Annotated in this window: 15 protein-coding genes; 12 read left to right on the top strand and 3 right to left on the bottom strand. The window is 73.7% G+C overall.

Annotated features, from left to right (window positions below; genetic code table 11):
- Positions 1-182: 182 nt before the first annotated feature.
- Positions 183-2,030, top strand: a complete 1,848-nt coding sequence (locus tag AB0I16_RS04945) for a DUF6350 family protein (protein WP_363247924.1) — start codon at positions 183-185, stop codon at positions 2,028-2,030.
- 89 nt (positions 2,031-2,119) lie between these two features.
- On the opposite strand, the gene AB0I16_RS04940 is transcribed toward AB0I16_RS04945, so the two are convergent.
- Complete coding sequence (locus AB0I16_RS04940; RefSeq protein WP_363247923.1) at positions 2,120-2,881, bottom strand: hypothetical protein; 762 nt, start codon at positions 2,879-2,881, stop codon at positions 2,120-2,122.
- Between the two features lie 364 nt (positions 2,882-3,245).
- Here AB0I16_RS04940 and purN point away from each other — a divergent pair, with 364 nt between their 5' ends.
- Positions 3,246-3,866, top strand: a complete 621-nt coding sequence (gene purN / locus AB0I16_RS04935; protein ID WP_363248117.1) for a phosphoribosylglycinamide formyltransferase — start codon at positions 3,246-3,248, stop codon at positions 3,864-3,866.
- Positions 3,863-5,461: a bifunctional phosphoribosylaminoimidazolecarboxamide formyltransferase/IMP cyclohydrolase gene (gene purH / locus AB0I16_RS04930; protein ID WP_363247922.1), complete on the top strand. Its 1,599-nt coding sequence runs from the start codon at positions 3,863-3,865 to the stop codon at positions 5,459-5,461. The genes purN and purH overlap by 4 nt, the downstream gene beginning before the upstream one ends.
- A 139-nt stretch (positions 5,462-5,600) precedes the next feature.
- Here the strand turns inward: purH and AB0I16_RS04925 are convergent, their stop codons facing one another.
- Positions 5,601-6,311, bottom strand: coding sequence for an RDD family protein (locus AB0I16_RS04925; RefSeq protein ID WP_363247921.1), 711 nt, complete (start codon positions 6,309-6,311; stop codon positions 5,601-5,603).
- Between the two features lie 245 nt (positions 6,312-6,556).
- On the opposite strand from AB0I16_RS04925, the gene AB0I16_RS04920 reads away from it, so the two are divergent.
- The 4 genes from AB0I16_RS04920 to AB0I16_RS04905 all read left to right on the top strand — a co-directional run bounded on the left by AB0I16_RS04920 (position 6,557) and on the right by AB0I16_RS04905 (position 10,251).
- Entirely contained in the window at positions 6,557-7,417 is an 861-nt protein-coding gene (locus AB0I16_RS04920) for a bifunctional methylenetetrahydrofolate dehydrogenase/methenyltetrahydrofolate cyclohydrolase (RefSeq protein WP_363247920.1), read from the top strand.
- Positions 7,418-7,436: 19 nt separating this feature from the next.
- On the top strand, positions 7,437-7,997 hold the full coding sequence (locus tag AB0I16_RS04915; protein WP_363247919.1) for a DUF3017 domain-containing protein: 561 nt from the start codon (positions 7,437-7,439) through the stop codon (positions 7,995-7,997).
- 404 nt (positions 7,998-8,401) lie between these two features.
- Positions 8,402-9,565, top strand: coding sequence for a sensor histidine kinase (locus tag AB0I16_RS04910; RefSeq protein ID WP_363247918.1), 1,164 nt, complete (start codon positions 8,402-8,404; stop codon positions 9,563-9,565).
- Positions 9,562-10,251, top strand: coding sequence for a response regulator transcription factor (locus AB0I16_RS04905; protein WP_363247916.1), 690 nt, complete (start codon positions 9,562-9,564; stop codon positions 10,249-10,251). Before AB0I16_RS04910 ends, AB0I16_RS04905 begins: the two co-directional genes overlap by 4 nt.
- 51 nt (positions 10,252-10,302) lie before the next feature.
- On the opposite strand, the gene AB0I16_RS04900 is transcribed toward AB0I16_RS04905, so the two are convergent.
- Positions 10,303-10,605 (bottom strand): hypothetical protein, encoded by a 303-nt coding sequence (locus tag AB0I16_RS04900; RefSeq protein ID WP_363247915.1) that lies wholly within the window; start codon positions 10,603-10,605, stop codon positions 10,303-10,305.
- Between the two features lie 507 nt (positions 10,606-11,112).
- On the opposite strand from AB0I16_RS04900, the gene AB0I16_RS04895 reads away from it, so the two are divergent.
- The 5 genes from AB0I16_RS04895 to AB0I16_RS04875 all read left to right on the top strand — a co-directional run bounded on the left by AB0I16_RS04895 (position 11,113) and on the right by AB0I16_RS04875 (position 16,897).
- Complete coding sequence (locus AB0I16_RS04895) at positions 11,113-12,312, top strand: DUF2690 domain-containing protein (protein WP_363247914.1); 1,200 nt, start codon at positions 11,113-11,115, stop codon at positions 12,310-12,312.
- A gap of 375 nt (positions 12,313-12,687) precedes the next feature.
- Entirely contained in the window at positions 12,688-13,677 is a 990-nt protein-coding gene (locus AB0I16_RS04890) for a malate dehydrogenase (RefSeq protein ID WP_363247913.1), read from the top strand.
- A gap of 167 nt (positions 13,678-13,844) precedes the next feature.
- Positions 13,845-15,728 carry a hypothetical protein gene (locus tag AB0I16_RS04885; RefSeq protein ID WP_363247912.1) on the top strand — a complete coding sequence of 628 codons (1,884 nt, stop codon included), beginning with the start codon at positions 13,845-13,847 and terminating at the stop codon, positions 15,726-15,728.
- Complete coding sequence (locus AB0I16_RS04880; RefSeq protein WP_363247911.1) at positions 15,725-16,096, top strand: hypothetical protein; 372 nt, start codon at positions 15,725-15,727, stop codon at positions 16,094-16,096. Before AB0I16_RS04885 ends, AB0I16_RS04880 begins: the two co-directional genes overlap by 4 nt.
- Before the next feature lie 3 nt (positions 16,097-16,099).
- The gene (locus AB0I16_RS04875; RefSeq protein WP_363247910.1) at positions 16,100-16,897 is read left to right on the top strand and encodes a hypothetical protein; all 798 of its coding nucleotides are present in this window, start codon (positions 16,100-16,102) and stop codon (positions 16,895-16,897) included.
- Positions 16,898-16,939: the final 42 nt, after the last annotated feature.

The raw sequence follows: 16,939 nt of genomic DNA, 5'->3' as shown, positions 1-16,939 counted from the left end.
CGGCCGCCGGGCACGGCTGTCCGCAGTACGAATAATTACATAAACGTATATTGGGCGACACATCCGATATTCGCCTGTTACGTGAAGAAGGCGCGTGTCGTTGGCAGCATGGCCGGGTGACCCTAACGACCGATCACAGCGCAGCCCCGTCGCCCGTGAAACCGTCGGCGTCGCGAGAACGCATGCGAGACCGTTCGCCGGACCTGGCCGCCTGCATGGTGGTGGGGGCCGTCGCCGCATTCCTGGGGCTCGGTGCGTTCGCCGTCCTCGTGATGGTCCTCTGGATCGGTTCGCCCTACCCGGACAGCGGGCCCGACGGGGTGCTGCGCGTCGTGGCGAGCCTCTGGCTCCTCGCGCACGGCACCGAGCTGATCAGGGCGGACACCGCCTCGGGGGTACCGGCGCCGGTCGGGCTCACGCCCCTGCTCCTCGTCGTCCTGCCGGGCTGGCTCGTGCACCGGGCGGCGCGGGACGCGGCGGCTCCCGACGGGTGCGGTCATCCCGTGCGTACGGCGTGGGGCGGGGTGGTGTCGGGGTACCTGCTGGTCGCCCTCTTCATGCTGGTGTACGCGTCGGGAGGCGAGCCGCGGCCCGACTGGCTGGACGCGTTGCCGAGCGTGCCGCTGCTGGTGGCGGTGGTCGCGGGGTTCGGGGTGTGGGCCGGGCACGGGTACCCGCGCGGTCCGCTGCCGGTGTCCGTACGGCCCGCCCTGAACGTGCTGCCCGATCTCCTGCGGCCCCATGTCGTACGGGGGCCCTTCGTGCGCGGCGAGGCGTTGGCCGTGGTGCGGGCGGGCGCGGCGGGCGCGGTGGCGCTCGTGGGCGGCGGCGCGCTGCTCGTCGCGGCGGCCCTCGTGGCGCACATCGGCGCTGTCCACGCCTCGTTCGGGCAGATCACGAGCGTGTGGACGGGTAGCGTCGCCGTGTTCCTGCTGGCCGTGGCCCTGGTGCCGAACGCCGCCGTGTGGGGCGCGGCCTACGCCCTCGGCCCCGGCTTCGCCGTCGGCACCGGCACCGTGGCGGCTCCCCGGGGGGTGGAGGCGGGCCCGCCGCTGCCGCCGTTCCCGCTGCTGGAGGCGGTGCCCGCGGCGGGGCGGGAAGGCGTGCTCGCGGCGGCGGTCCTCATGGTGCCGGTGGCGGCGGGGTGCGTGGTGGCCTGGTGCACCGTCCGGGCGGCGGCGCCCGCGCGCGGGGAGCGGGCCGAGGTGTGGTCGGCGGGGCGTACCGCCGTCAGCGCGGCGGCGTCCGCGGTCGTGTGCGGGGCGGCCATGGCGGTGCTCGCGGGGCTGGCGGGCGGTCCGATGGGCGCGGCGGCCCTCGCCGACTTCGGCCCCGCGTGGTGGCTGGCGGGCGCGACGGCGCTGGCGTGGACGGCGGCGGTCGCGGTGCCCGTGGCCATCGTCGTACGGGCCTGGCGTCTGCTCACGTGGGACGGCCGGCGCCCCTGGTGGACCCCGCGGCTCGGCCTGCCGTTCTCCGGAGCCCTGCCGCGGCCCCGGCTGCCGCGTCCGCCGCTGCCGAGGCCCCGGCTGTCCCGGCTGCCCCGGCTGCCCCGGCTGTGGTCCGTACGGGTCCGAAGGGGGGACACTCCGCTCCCGGTGGCCACCAACCCCGTCGGCGCGCCCCCACGCACGCCCGCGCCCGGGGCGTTGGCGCCGCTCCCGGCCGGCGGCCCTGCGATCGCGGCCCCACCAAGGCCGACGATCCCGCCCAGGGCTTTCCCTCAGGCTGAGGCAGGGACCGGAATCAGGACCGGAATCAGGACCGGATTCAGGACCGGAACCGAGACCGGGGCCGAGACCGGAACCGAGACCGGAACCGAGACCGGAACCGAGACCGAAACCGGAACCGCCGCCCGGTTCAAAGCCCCGCCCAAGCCCCAGAGCCCGCCGCACCCCGCACCCGAAACCCGGACCACGACTCCCCGCGACCCCGAGCCCGAGATCCGGCCCGAGCCGCACCGCGTGCCCGAGATCCGGCCCGAGCCGCACAGCGAGCCCGGCCCCCACTCCCGCCGCAACCCCGAGTAGCAGCCCGGGCCCAGGCCCAGACCCACCCGTGAGGCCGGGCCCAAGCCCAGTCCCGAAGCGAGGCCCGGACCCGGGCCCAGCAGCAACCCCTAGTCCTGCTCGCCCAGCAACGGCCGCAGCTGCTTCGGCAGCAGATCCTCGCAGTTCTGCTGCGCCGTGCTCGTGAGGGCGTCGTCCACGCACGTGTAGTAGTCCCGGTACACGAGCTGAGCCGTGAACGTCCCCGCCACCATCAGCAGCGCGAGCGCGCCCGTCACCAGGCCGCTGATCGCGGCCGTCGTCTGCGGCCTCGTCGAGGACGTGGCCCGCTGCGCCGCCCCGTCCTGCGCGGGAGCCGGAGCCGTCGGGTCCGGGGTGCGCGGCTTCGCGCGCAGGGACTGGATGGCCCAGCTCAGCGCCAGCGCGCCGAGCAGCAGCGCGAGGTACCGCCAGCCGAAGAGGGCGAAGAAGAAGGCCCACATGCCGGAGAGCAGCGCGTAGCGCGCTCGCCGCTGCGCGGGGTCCGTCGGGTCCCAGCGCGGCCCGCCGCCCGGCTTGGCCGGGTCGTCCTGGCCGGAACCGTCCCGTCGGCCGGGGCGATCGCCGAAGCCGCCCTGCGAGCGGCCCGGCTGGCGGTCGCTCCACTGGCTGCCCCAGGGGGAGTTCCGCCCGGAGCCTTCGGAGTCACCCCCCGACGAGTCGTCGCCCGAGGAGCGGCGCGGCTGCCACGGCCGGTCCGGAGTCCCCTCCGGCGGCGGCGCGAAGGGGTTGTCGTCGTCCTTGCCCGTGCCCTGGGCACCCGCGTCCCGGGACTCCGGGCCCTGGGAGTCGGGGTCCTGCGGTGGAGACGAAGGGCGGCTACGGTCCGGCATCAGGTGTGCGTCTTCCCTTGGGTAGGGCCGTGGTGGAGCCCATGGGCGGCTCGGCAACGCGGCGTTCGTCGGTATGGGGGCGCTTTCCCGCAGACGCTACCCTCCGCCCGCGCCCCCGTCCCGTGAGGGGCGGTTCCGTGTGCCGGTATCGTTGCAGGCGGTCGGCCGCTTCGTAGGGTTCCCCGTATCGAGGGAGGCGAAGCCTTCGTACGACCGTACAAAGCCGCGCGCGCAGAGCCGTGCGTATCAAGACACGCGTGACGAGACGCACCTTCCGAGAAAGGGCCCCGCTGTGGCCAAGAGCGCTGAGGGCGAGCGCCCCGACCGGGGCGAGGACCCCGGGCAGGGCGGGCGCCTCGACCGGATCGAGCGCCCCAAGCGGCTCGTCGTGCTGGTCTCGGGATCGGGCACGAACCTGCAGGCCCTGCTCGACGCGGTCCGCGCCGAGGGAGCCGGGTGCTACGGCGCCGAGATCGTCGCCGTCGGCGCCGACCGCGACGGCATCGCGGGCCTGGAGCGCGCGGAACGCGCGGGCATCCCGACCTTCGTCTGCCGGGTCAAGGACCACGGGACCCGCGAGGCGTGGGACGCCGCCCTGGCCGACGCGACGGCCGCGCACAGCCCCGACCTGGTGGTCTCCGCCGGGTTCATGAAGATCGTGGGGAAGGAGTTCCTCGCGCGCTTCGGCGGGCGGTTCGTGAACACGCACCCCGCGCTGCTGCCCAGTTTTCCGGGGGCCCACGGCGCGCGCGACGCGCTCGCGTACGGCGTGAAGGTCACCGGCTGCACCGTCCACTTCGTCGACGACGGCGTCGACACCGGCCCGATCATCGCCCAGGGCGTGGTCGAGGTCCGGGACGAGGACGACGAGAGCGCTCTGCACGAGCGCATCAAGGAAGTCGAGCGCACGCTGCTCGTCGATGTCGTGGGGCGTCTGGCCCGGCACGGCTACCGCATTGAGGGACGAAAGGTTCTTATCCCGTGACCGCCGAAGCTAAGAACGCTGCGAACGTGAACGCGACCGCGGACGCCGCGCGGCGCCCGGTCAAGCGCGCGCTCGTCAGCGTCTACGACAAGACCGGCCTGGAAGAGCTCGCGCGCGGACTGCACGAGGCGGGCGTCGAGCTCGTCTCCACCGGCTCCACCGCCGCGAGGATCGCCGCCGCGGGTGTGCCCGTCACCAAGGTCGAGGAGCTGACCGGCTTCCCCGAGTGCCTGGACGGCCGCGTCAAGACCCTGCACCCCAAGGTCCACGCGGGCATCCTCGCCGACCTGCGCCTCGACGACCACCGCCGCCAGCTCGACGAGCTCGGCGTCGAGCCCTTCCAGCTCGTCGTGGTGAACCTCTACCCCTTCAAGGAGACCGTCGCCTCTGGCGCGACGCCCGACGAGTGCGTCGAGCAGATCGACATCGGCGGCCCCTCGATGGTCCGCGCCGCCGCCAAGAACCACCCCTCGGTGGCGGTCGTCACCGACCCGCAGCGGTACGCCGACGTCCTCGCGGCGGTCAACGCGGGCGGCTTCGACCTGACCGCGCGCAAGCGGCTGGCGGGCGAGGCGTTCCGGCACACGGCCGCGTACGACGTGGCGGTGGCCGGATGGTTCGCCGACGGTTACGCCGCGGCCGACGAGTCGGGCTTCCCCGGGTTCATCGGCGCGACCTACGAGCGCAAGAACGTGCTCCGCTACGGCGAGAACCCCCACCAGGGCGCCGCGCTCTACGTCGACGGCACGGGCGGCCTCGCCGAGGCCGAGCAGCTGCACGGCAAGGAGATGTCGTACAACAACTTCACGGACACGGACGCCGCGCGCCGTGCCGCGTACGACCACGACGAGCCCTGCGTCGCGATCATCAAGCACGCCAACCCGTGCGGCATCGCGATCGGCGCGGACGTCGCCGAGGCGCACCGCAAGGCGCACGCGTGCGACCCGCTCTCCGCGTTCGGCGGCGTGATCGCCGTCAACCGCCCTGTCTCGAAGGAGATGGCGGAGCAGGTCGCCGAGATCTTCACCGAGGTCATCGTCGCGCCGGACTACGAGGACGGCGCCCTCGAAGCCCTCACCAAGAAGAAGAACATCCGCGTGCTGCGGGCCCAGCAGGCGCCGTCGAACGCCGTCGAGGTCAAGCCGATCGACGGCGGCGCGCTGCTCCAGGTCACCGACCGGCTCCAGGCCGAGGGCGACGACCCCGCCCGGTGGACGCTCGCCACGGGTGAGGCCCTGAGCGCGAGCGACCTCGCCGAGCTGGCGTTCGCGTGGAAGGCGTCCCGCGCGGTGAAGTCCAACGCGATCCTGCTCGCCAAGGACGGCGCGTCGGTCGGCGTCGGCATGGGCCAGGTCAACCGCGTCGACTCCGCGAAGCTCGCCGTCGAGCGGGCGGGCGAGGAGCGGGCCCGCGGTTCCTTCGCGGCCTCCGACGCGTTCTTCCCCTTCCCCGACGGCCTGGAGATCCTGACCGCCGCGGGCGTCAAGGCGGTCGTCCAGCCGGGCGGTTCGGTCCGCGACGAGCTGGTCGTCGAGGCGGCGAAGAAGGCGGGCGTCACGATGTACTTCACGGGGACCCGGCACTTCTTCCACTGAGCCCTGATCCCTGAACGTCTGAGCCCTGAGCCCACACCCTGCGCGCTCAGCGCTCAGCGCTCAGACGCCGGACACGCCGAAGGCCGCGCCTCCCCTTCCGGGAGGCGCGGCCTTCGCGCGCACGCGGCCGGGAGCCGGCCTAGTTGTTGGAGCGCTGGACCACCATCGTCTTGGCGGCCTTGTCGTGCCAGCCCTGCTGGCGTCCGGTCTTGTCCCAGAACGGGGACAGGTAGACGAGGAGGGCACCGATGCCGCAGGCCAGGGAGCCGAGGATCGGGATGATGTAGCGGACGAAGGCCGCGCCGACGCCCGGCTTCTGGCCGGTGTCGGCGTTGACGACGCGGATGCCGACGGCGAGCTTGCCGAGCGTGCCGCCGACGAGGGCCGTCATCAGCCACTCGTAGAGCAGGCCGATGACCGCGAAGGCGCCGAACCCAACAGCCATGGCGGCCATGGAGTCGGAGCCTGCGTCGTTCATGCAGCTGTCGTACGTGACCGAGTTCGGGTCGCAGTCGGACGCCGCGCCCACGAGGCCGGCGATGCCGATCGCGAGGAGGATGCCGTAGATGATGCCGAACGCCAGCCCGTCGATGACACGGGCGCCGAAGCGGCGGCCCATGGACGCCACCGTGGGACCGCCGCCCTGGTAGCCGTAGCCGCCGCCGGGCTGCTGCGGGTACGCGCCGTACGGGGAAGCCGGCTGCTGCGGGTAGCCGTAGCCCTGCTGCGGGACGCCCTGCGGGGACTGCTGGGGATAGCCGTAGCCGGGCTGGCCCGGCGCCTGGCCGTAACCGGGCTGTCCCTGCGGCGGCTGCTGTCCGTAGGGGTTGTTGGGGTCGCCGTAACTCATGGCGGTCTTCCTCCGTCGGGATGGTGCGGGGACGACGCGGCACATCACGGAGGAAGGTGTTACAGATGCGGTCCGTCCCCCCGACACTGCCCGCGGCACTGTGCCGCACATCGTTCTTTAGCCTTGGCTTATTTGTCCAGCCGCGCCACACAGGTGTTGTGCAAGTGCAACCTCGCTGAGCAGCGGGTGAGACGCGGTGGCGCCCTGATTGGAACCGGGCGGCCCTCATCCGGGAAGATGGGGTCATGACCGCCCAGATTCTCGATGGCAAGGCCACCGCAGCCGCGATCAAGTCCGAACTGACCGCCCGCGTGGCGGCCCTGAAGGAGAAGGGCGTCACGCCCGGACTCGGTACCGTCCTGGTCGGCGACGACCCGGGCAGCCAGAAGTACGTCGCGGGCAAGCACCGCGACTGCGCGCAGGTGGGGATCGCCTCCATCCAGCGCGAACTGCCCGCCACGGCCTCCCAGGAGGAGGTCGAGGCGGTCGTGCGCGAGCTGAACGACGACCCCGCGTGCACCGGCTACATCGTCCAACTCCCGCTGCCCAAGGGCATCGACGAGAACCGCGTCCTGGAACTGATGGACCCGGCCAAGGACGCCGACGGCCTGCACCCGATGAACCTCGGCCGCCTCGTCCTGAACGAGCCGGCCCCGCTGCCCTGCACCCCGTACGGCATCATCCGGCTGCTCCGGCAGCACGGCGTGGAGATCAAGGGCGCCGAGGTCGTGGTCGTCGGGCGCGGTGTCACCATCGGCAGGCCGATGCCGCTGCTGCTCACCCGCAAGTCCGAGAACGCCACGGTCACGCAGTGCCACACCGGCACCCGTGACCTCGCCGCGCACCTGAAGCGGGCCGACATCATCGTGGCCGCCGCGGGCGTCCCGCACCTCATCAAGCCCGAGGACGTGAAGCAGGGCGCCGCCGTCCTGGACGTCGGCGTCTCGCGCGACGAGAGCGGCAAGATCGTCGGGGACGTCCACCCGGGCGTCGCCGAGGTCGCCGGGTGGATCTCCCCGAACCCGGGCGGCGTCGGTCCGATGACCCGCGCCCAGCTCCTGGTGAACGTCGTCGAGGCCGCCGAGCGCAGCGCTGCCGCGAGCTGAGCCGGGAAGGGGCGCGCTGATGAACGCAGAATCGGAGCGGAAGTCCGCGGAGAGCGCGGGGTCCGCCGAGGCCGCGGGGTCCGCCGAGGCGGAGACCGCGGGGGCGCACCCGGCCGATGGGACGCCGGAGCCGGCGGAGGCCGGGGCCAAGGGCACCGTCAGCGCGCCGGGGCCCGACGGCGAGCCGCGGAAGGTCTCGCGCCGCTTCCCGCTGTTCACCCGCGACACCGCCCGCCCCGAGGGCGGCGGACGCGCGGCCCCCGGCGACGCCCCCGCCCCCGCCCGCCAGTGGCCGCTGCTCAGCGTCACCGGCCTGGTCGGCCTCGGGCTGCTGCTCACCGCGCTCGACGTGTTCCGGCTCGGCACGGTGCTGATCGGCGTGGCGCTCGTCGGCGGTGCCGTGCTGCGGTGGGCGCTGCCGGACGTCGGCATGCTGGCGGTGCGCTCGCGGTTCACGGACATGGTGACGTACGGGGCGCTCGGCGGGGCCATCGTCCTGCTGGCCCTGATGGCGCAGCCGGAGCCGGTCCTGGAGATTCCGTTCCTGGACGACACGCTGCACTTCACGATCGACAGCTGACGCGGCGCAGGCGCAGGCGCCGGCGCCGTGAGCGGTGCGTGACGGTGGCCCGTCCTCCCCCGGGGGGACGGGCCACCGTCGTCCGGCCGGAGCACGGACCACGCCAAGGGCCTGCCCCCTTCGGGCCCACGCTCCGTCCACCCCTTCGGGCCCCGCCGGGTCGCTCCCCCCGACCAGGCCCCCCGGGACGCGCCCCCCCCGACGGCCCGCGGCCCGAACCGGCGCCGTGGACGCCGGCACCGTGGTGCTGGTGCAAGAAGCTACGGCGGGGCCCCGAGGGGCGTCGTCACACGCCGGGTTGATCTCGGGGCACACCGGACGCGGTAGGCGCGCGGTTCCTGCAACTTCCGCGGTACCGCCGCTGGTTGACGTACCGCCGCCGGAACGAGGGTTACGCTGCGGCGATGCGCATCCGCCCCGTTGTCGTCGACGCGCTCATCGCGGTCGCCCTGACCACGGTGGCCGTGCTCCTCGGCCAGGAGTCCGCACGGCAGGGCTGGCCGGAACTCGACGCCGTCGGTTACGCGCTGGTGGCCCTCGTCAACCTGCCCGCGGTCCTGCGGAGCAAGGCGCCGCTCACCGTGCTCCTCCTCGTGCACGCCGTGTGGACCGTGTACGTCACGGCCGGGTACTGGCCGGTCCTGAACACCTTCGCGCCCATGCTCGCCGTGTACACCGTGGCGTCGGTGCGGCCCACCCGCGTCTCGCTGCCCTGCGTGGTCCTCATGGGCGCCGTATGGATCTACGCGGGTCTGCTCACCGAGGGCGCGGCCATGCCCGCCGTCGTCGCCCAGGCGATCGGTTTCCCCCTGGTGATCTGGCGCTTCGGGTACACCGCGCGCCGCACGGCGGAACTGGCCCGGCAGCTCAAACGGGAGCAGGACGAGCGGGCCCGGCGCGAGGTCCAGCAGGAGCGCGGGCGGATCGCGCGGGAGCTGCACGATGTCGTGGCGCACCATATGTCGGTCATATCCGTGCAGGCGGGCCTCGCCACCTTCGTCTTCGGCTCGGACCCGCCCACGGCGCGCTCGGCGCTCGGCACCATCGCGGACACCAGCGGCGAGGCGCTCGAAGAGCTGCGCCGCATGCTGCGCGTGCTGCGGGCCGAGGACGGCGGCGACGACGACGGCGCGCCGGGTGCGCCCATGCCGGGCCTCGCCCGGCTCGACGAGATGGTCGAGCGGGTGCGGGCCGGGGGAGTCCCGGTCGAGCTGCGCGTGACGGGGACGCCGCGACCGCTCGCGCCCGGCGTCGAACTGTGCGCCTACCGCGTGGCGCAGGAGGCGCTGACCAACGTGATGAAGCACGCGGGCGGCGCGGGCACCACGGTGGAACTCGCCTACCGGCGGCGCCACATCGAGGTCTCGGTGACCAACGACGGAGAGGGGGTGATTCCGGACAAGGTGCGGACGGGGGCGGGGCACGGCTTGATTGGGATGCGGGAGCGGGCCAAGCTCTACGGCGGGACGATCAGCATCGGCCCGCTGAGCGAGGGGGGATTCGCCGTGCGTCTCACCCTGCCGACCTCGGCCAGGGCCGCTGCTCAAGGGGACGACACCACGGAATGACCGGCTCGGTGAAAGTACTTGTCGTGGATGACCAGTTCCTGATCCGCGCGGGCCTGGTCGGACTCCTGCGGGCCGCGCCGGGCATCGAGGTCGTCGGCGAGGCGGGCGACGGCGACGAGGCGGTGGCGCTCGCCGCGGAGACGCGTCCCGACGTCATCCTCATGGACATCCGGATGCCCGGCACGAACGGCATCACCGCCACCGCGCGCATCCTCGCCCAGGCGGCGGAGCCCGCGCCGCGGGTCCTGGTCCTGACCACCTTCGACCTCGACGAGTACGTGTACGGGGCGCTGCGCGCCGGCGCCTCGGGGTTCCTGCTCAAGGACTCGGGGCCGGAGCGGCTGCTCGCCGCGGTGGCGGCGGTCGGCGCCGGCGACGCGCTCTTCGCGCCCAGCGTGACGCGCCGCCTGGTCGAGGCGTTCGCGCGGCAGGCCGCGGCCCCGGGCGACGGCGACGAGGGCGAACCGCCGCCCGACCTCGCGGCGCTGACCGGGCGCGAGGTGGAGGTCCTGAAGCTGATCGCCCGCGGCCTGACCAACGCGGACATCGCGGAGCGGCTCTACATCAGTGAGGCCACGGTCAAGACGCACCTCAACCGCACGATGAGCAAGCTCGGCCTGGACAGCAGGGCGCAGGCGGTGGTGGTGGCCTACGAGTCGGGCCTCGTCACGCCCGGCGCGCGGTGAACCCCCGCGGTGCGGGTCCGGGGGCCCGGTACGGCCCCCGGCGGTCGTCGTTCAGCAGGTGACGACCTTGCCGTAGGAGCCGCGGCCCCAGTTCCACTCCCACTGCTGGCCCGGCTGGTAGGTGAGGCACGGCGAGTCGCTGCCCCAGTCGATGACGACCTTCAGGTGCATGGTCTCGCGGCAGTTGTTCGTGACCTTCACGTACTTCCGGTGCTTGATCACGTCCCGCTTCACACAGGACGGTGCGGTGCCCCGCACCGTCGCCGCCTCGGCCGCGGGGGCCGTGGCGAGGCAGGTGCCGAGGAGGGCGGTGGCGGCGACGAGTCCGCCGGCGAGACGCTTGCCGTACTTCATGTACGGGTCCCTTCGTGAGTGCGTGCTGTGCCTCTGCACTCTGCCGATCTCCCGGGGCCCCGCGCCGCAGACTTGGCCGAAGTACGCCCTTTCGGGCCAATCGCCCCGGTGTCCGTGGAACGGAAGGGAGACGGCGCCCGTCCTCTCCCCCGTGGGAGGACGGGCACCGTCGTCGGGGAGGGGCGATTCCCGAAGGAATCACCCGATGTAAGCGGTGCGTTCCGCTTGAGATCCAGAGTCATGGACGCGCCAACATCGTTCAAGCTCTGCCCGGCCCCTGTGGCACGGAGGTGACCATTCCGCAACGGTGTCCGAGGCGTGCAACGACCCTGGTCCGATGTGTGTGACCGGCCACCGCGAGGCGGTGGGACACTGTTCGGCGGGCCGCGGGAACTGACATCCTGACTCCGCGCATCCCTCCGGACGGGGCGGCGGCAAGGCAGGCGCGGACGCAGGACAGGACGTACGGGGGCAGGACAGGCACGTACGGGGGGAAGAGGGGGAGTAATGCCTCGTTGGAAGGCACTGCCGGACGAGCTCGACCCAGAGGTCAGGGAGTTCGCCGACCAGCTCCGCAGGCTCGTGGACCGCAGCGGTCTGAGCATCGCGGCGGTCTCGGACCGGACCGGGTACAGCAAGACGTCGTGGGAGCGCTATCTGAACGGGCGGCTGCTCGCGCCCAAGGGGGCGATCGTCGCGCTCGCCGAGGTGACGGGCACCCCGCCCGTGCACCTCATCACCCTCTGGGAACTCGCGGAGCGCGCCTGGAGCCGCTCCGAGATGCGCCACGACATGACCATGCAGGCGATACGCATATCCCAGGCGCGGGCCGCCCTGAAGGAGGCGGAGCAGCGCCAGGCCCCCTCCGCGGCCAAGTCCCGCCCGAAGTCCGGCAAGCCGTCGGGCGAAGCGTCCGGCAAGGACGACGCGGCCCCGGCGCGCCACGGCTCCGCGGGCGCCGGCCTGACGGGTGTCGCGGGCCCGGCGGGCGTCTCGCCCACGCTGCCGCCGCACACCCCCGCCCCCCACTCCGCCCCGGGCGCCCCGGGCCCGGGCGTGCCGTACGGGACCCCCTCGCCGTACGGAGCCCCTTCCTCGTACGGTGACGCCTCCGCGTCGGCCTTCGGCGAGGGCGGCGTGCCCGGGGGCGCGGGAACGCCGCCCGGCGCCCCGCACGTCCCGCGGGGCGGCGATTCGCCCGACGGGCAGCGGCGCAAGCGGCAGCTGACGATGTTCCTCGCGGGCGTCGTCGGGGCCCTCGTCGTGATCGCGGCGGCAATCTTCCTCACCCGATCCGGCGGCGGCGACGAGAAGACCGCGGCGGAACCGTCCAAGACCCCCACCTCCAGCGCGGCGGACCTGCCCGCGGGCGTCGAGTGCAGCGGCACGGACTGCGCGGGCAAGGACCCCGAGAACATGGGCTGCGGCGGCGAGCTGGCGAAGACCACCTCGCGGGCCACGGTCGGCAAGGCGCTGATCGAGGTGCGCTACAGCAAGACGTGCGGGGCGGCGTGGGCGCGGATCACCCAGGCCACGCCGGGCGACAAGGTCACGGTCACCGGCTCCGGCAAGGGCGCAGACGCCAAGCAGAACGGCACGGTCAACGCGGACTTCGACGCGTACACGCCGATGGTCGCGGTCAAGGAGGGCACGTCCGCGAAGGCCTGCGCGACGCTGACCTCGGGGCAGACGGGCTGCACGGACTGACGCGTCCGGAAAGGCCCCGCCGCGGGCGCCCCGAAGAAATTTCCGCGACGAGTGCATGAGCCGTTCATCGCGGGGCAGGCGGACGGTACCCCCACGGGAGTGGTTCACACCCCCACAGCGGCCGCCACCCTCCCCCCCGGTGGCGGCCGCCCCCTTTTTCCGGCATCACGGTGAAGCTGTGGGCTGGGCCACACGGACCCGGCGGCCGGGGGTGGCCGGGGCGCGATAGCCTGGCGGCGGATCTCTCTTGATGCCAAGAGATCGATCATCGAGAGGCGATCGAGGACTCGAAGAGGCGTCGGCGGGGATCCAGGAATCAGGGGATCCAGTAGAGGGACACGGGACCCCACCGCCAGCTGTCTTACGGAGATCGCCATGACCCGCACTCCCGTGAATGTCACCGTCACCGGCGCGGCCGGCCAGATCGGCTACGCGCTGCTCTTCCGCATCGCCTCGGGCCACCTGCTCGGCGCGGACGTGCCGGTCAACCTGCGCCTTCTGGAGATCACGCCGGCGCTGAAGGCCGCCGAGGGCACCGCCATGGAGCTCGACGACTGCGCCTTCCCGCTGCTGAACTCGATCGAGATCAGCGACGACCCGAACGTCGCCTTCGACGGCGCCAACGTCGCCCTTCTCGTCGGTGCCCGCCCCCGCACCAAGGGCATGGAGCGCGGTGACCTCCTGGAGGCCAACGGCGGCATCTTCAAGCCGCAGGGCAAGGCCATCAACGACCACGCCGCGGACGACATCAAGGTCCTCGTCGTCGGCAACCCGGCCAACACCAACGCGCTCATCGCGCAGGCCGCCGCCCCGGACGTGCCGGCCGAGCGCTTCACCGCGATGACCCGCCTCGACCACAACCGCGCCCTGTCGCAGCTGGCGAAGAAGACGGGCGCCTCGGTCTCCGACATCAAGCGCCTGACCATCTGGGGCAACCACTCGGCCACCCAGTACCCCGACATCTTCCACGCGGAGATCGCCGGCAAGAACGCCGCCGAGGTCGTGAACGACCAGGCGTGGCTCGCCGACGACTTCATCCCGACCGTCGCCAAGCGCGGCGCCGCGATCATCGAGGCCCGTGGCGCGTCCTCGGCCGCCTCCGCCGCCAACGCCGCCATCGACCACGTCCACACGTGGGTCAACGGCACCGCGGACGGCGACTGGACCTCCATGGGCATCCCGTCCGACGGCTCGTACGGCGTTCCCGAGGGCCTCATCTCCTCCTTCCCCGTCACCGCCAAGGACGGCAAGTACGAGATCGTCCAGGGCCTGGAGATCAACGAGTTCTCGCGCGCCCGCATCGACGCGTCCGTGCAGGAGCTCACCGAGGAGCGCGAGGCCGTCCGCGGTCTCGGCCTCATCTGAACGACACCTCCCGGGCCCCAGCGCCCGTGAGGCGACCCGCCCCCGGCAGCCGCTCACCGCGGCGGCCGGGGGCGTCGTCGTCCCCGCACCGCCGCCGTTCACCGGTTCGGGGGACCGGAGTGCCCTTCTCCCGACCGGGGCGCGCGTGCTCCCCTAGCTTGCGGCCCATGGACGACGACCCGCCGCGGCAGTACGCGAACTCCGAGGCCACCCGGCTGCTCTGCGCCGGTGTCCGGCTCGACCCGGCGTTCGGCAGGCGCGTCGTCGAGGAACTCGTCGGACACGCCGAGCGCCCCGTCGCCCCCGCCCTCGGCGCCGATGTCCTCCCGGTCCTCGCCCACGCGCTGCGCGCCCGCCGCGACGACATGCGCACCGCCCTGCTGCTGCTCACCGCCTGGGCCGGGTTCCTCGCCGCCGACTCGCTGATGATCTGGGACTCCCTGGAGGACGGGGCGGGCGGCGAGTCCGGGCTCACCGGCTCGGACATCGCGCTGCTCGCCGTCGGCCCCGGCGACCACGGCGAGCACTCAGGGCCCTGGGACGGGCTCGGCACCCTGCTGCCGGGCGGCTGGGCCGGCTCGTACGCCGTGGTCGTGCTGCTGCTCTGGCTGGCCAGGGTCGTCTCGGGGCGCCCCACCGGCGGCGGACCGCCCCGCGAGCGGCGCCTCCCGCCCGTCCTCGCCTGGCTGCGGCGCCGCGCCGCCTTCCTGCTGAACCTGTTCGCCTGGTCCACGGCGGCCACGTACGGGATCGAGGCGCTCACCGGGATCACCGGCAACCCCTACCCCGTGATCTTCCCGCTGCTCATGGCGGCCGTGGTGTGGCGGCACCAGTTCCTCGGCAGGCGGACGCTGCGCGCCGAGCTGGCCCGGCGGAACTTCGACGGGGCCGCCCAGTCGCGCCTGCCCCGCAGGTACGCGCGGATCGCCGAGTGCGTCCGCCGCGAGCAGCGGGCCCCGCTCACCCTGTACGACGCCAACCGCCCCTTCGTCGGCTCCGGCACGCCCCGCAAACCGTGGTCCGTCGTCCTTGAGCTGCGCCGCGGCGACGCCGAGGAGCCGGGCCGGGAGCCGGACGGCACCGTGCCCCGGCAGGGCGCCCGGCCACCGGTCGCGCTCACCGCGCGTGACGTCATCGAGATGATCAGGCCCCGCCTGCGGGCCCTGCGCACCTCCGCCGCGGCCACCAGCAGGGACCGGCTGTGCGACCTGGAGATCGAGGAGTTCGTCTGCCTCCCCGCGGGACCGGGCCGCGACGAGCCGCTGCGCGCCGGACCGGGCGAGGAGCCCGCGGCCGTCTACGCCCCCGCGCAGGCCGAGCGGCACATCGCCGAAGCGGCGGGCGAGGGCGGGGAGGCCCGGCGGCACTTCCTGCGCCTCAGGGTCGGCGCCTGGGACGAGCAGGTCGTCGTCTCGCTCCTGGTCAGGGTGCACACGCAGGGCGGCATGCTGGTCCTCGAAGTGGTGCCGCACGTGCTCGGGCCGATCGTGCCGGAGTACCGCGCGGTCGACCGCATCGTGGCGGGCGAACCGGAGGGGCCGCTGCGCGACGCCCTGCGCGCCTGCCGGGACGCCCCCGCCGCGGGACTCGCGATCGGCGTGGCCGCGCTGCGCACGCTGCCGTCCCTCGGCGCCTCGCTCCGGTTCTGGCTGGCCGCCGACACCGGCACGACCGCTCCCCCCAAGTGGCTCCGGCCGCGGGCCGCGGACGCCCTGCGCGCCCTGCGTCGGCGCTGCTCGGCGCTCTGGCCCGCGCCGCCCGACGGCGTGCCGTCCGACGCCCCGGACGTCTCGCTGCGCGAACTGGCCGCCACCGACGGCCTGTCCCTCCTCCAGGAGATGGACGTGGCCCGCTACACGAAGACCCTCCAGGACCGCATCGGCGAGGGCGTCCGCGAGGCGCTGCGCCTCGGCGGGTACCGCACCGACCGCCTGGAGCAGCACATCACGCAGATCACCAACAGCGGGGTCTACATCGGGGAGATGTCCGGCGGCGCCCTCGCCACCGGCACCCACGGCCGGGCCGCGCACCACGAGAGGAGCACGGCATGAGCGCGGAGACGGGCACCGGCGGCGGGGCGCACGTGCGGATCGGATCGATCAGCGGGGGCTCGCAGGCATTCGGCGACCACGGCAGGGCCGATTCCACCAATGTCACTGTCGTGCCGGGACAGGGGTACGAGCGGCTGCTCGGCACGGTGCGCACCCTCCGCGGCGAGCTGGACCGGGCGGAGGGGCAGACGCCCGAGGACGAGGAGCTGGACGCCGAACTCGCCGCCGTGGAGCGGGAGATCGGCCGCACCGGCAGCGGCGGACCGCTCACGAAGCTGCGGACCCTCCTCGAACGGTACGGTGCCGCCACCGCGACGGCCGCGTCGGTGACGGCCGTGCTTCAGGCGATCGCCCAGATCCCGGGCTGAGCGGTGCGGTCCACCGAACCGGTGCGCGCCGGAGACGGGGCGCGCGCCTTCGACCCCGTCCGCCAGGAGTGGCAGGACCCCGGGGAGGAGCGGCGGATCGCCGGGCTCCACGAGCGGGACGCCGCCCGCCAGCGCACGGCGCTGCACGGCGCCCTGGCCGTCCTCGCGGTCTGCTCCCTCGCCTTCGGCGTCTGGGCGCTCGGCTGGAAGGACGAGCCGGGGCCCGTGGCACACCGGGGGGAGTGGGGGTCGTCGCGGGAGGCGGGCGCGGACGGCGGCTCCACCGCGTCGCCCTCCCCGGCGGACGGGCTGCCCGACGACTTCGAGGAGGTGACCGACTCCCAGGGCTACCGGCTCGCCGTGCCGCGCGGCTGGGAGCGCGAGCGGCTCTCCCCCGGCGAGGGCTACGACGTGGTCAACTACCGCAGCCCCGACGGGACCCGGCGGCTACAGGTGTACCAGGTCGGCGAGGCGACCCCGTACGGCTCGCTGCGGGAGTACCTGGAGGTCTCGTCCGTGCGGAAGGCCGAGGGGTACGAGCAGATCTCCCTGGAGCGACTCGAACGCGACGGTCTGCCCGCCGCCCGGCTCGAACACCTCACGGACCGGATTCCCGGGGAGCGGGAGATCGGCCTCTGGCACGTCATCGACCACCGCTTCGAGGCCTTCGACGGCCGGCTGTACGCGGTGGCCGCCTATGGCGCGGAATCCGACGGCAGGGCCGATGAGGAGCAGCTCGTCACGACCGCCCTGGCCTGGTTCTGTCCACCGTTCCAGGAGTGCCCGACGCCGGGGACCTAGCTCCCGCGGTCGGCGAGCGGGCGGGGGAGGCGATGCCGACCT

The organism is Streptomyces sp. NPDC050703 (assembly GCF_040654435.1).
In the GTDB taxonomy this organism is placed as follows: domain Bacteria; phylum Actinomycetota; class Actinomycetes; order Streptomycetales; family Streptomycetaceae; genus Streptomyces.
Note: the sequence above shows the minus strand (reverse complement) of the source record. Positions and strands in the feature narration are given on the sequence as shown.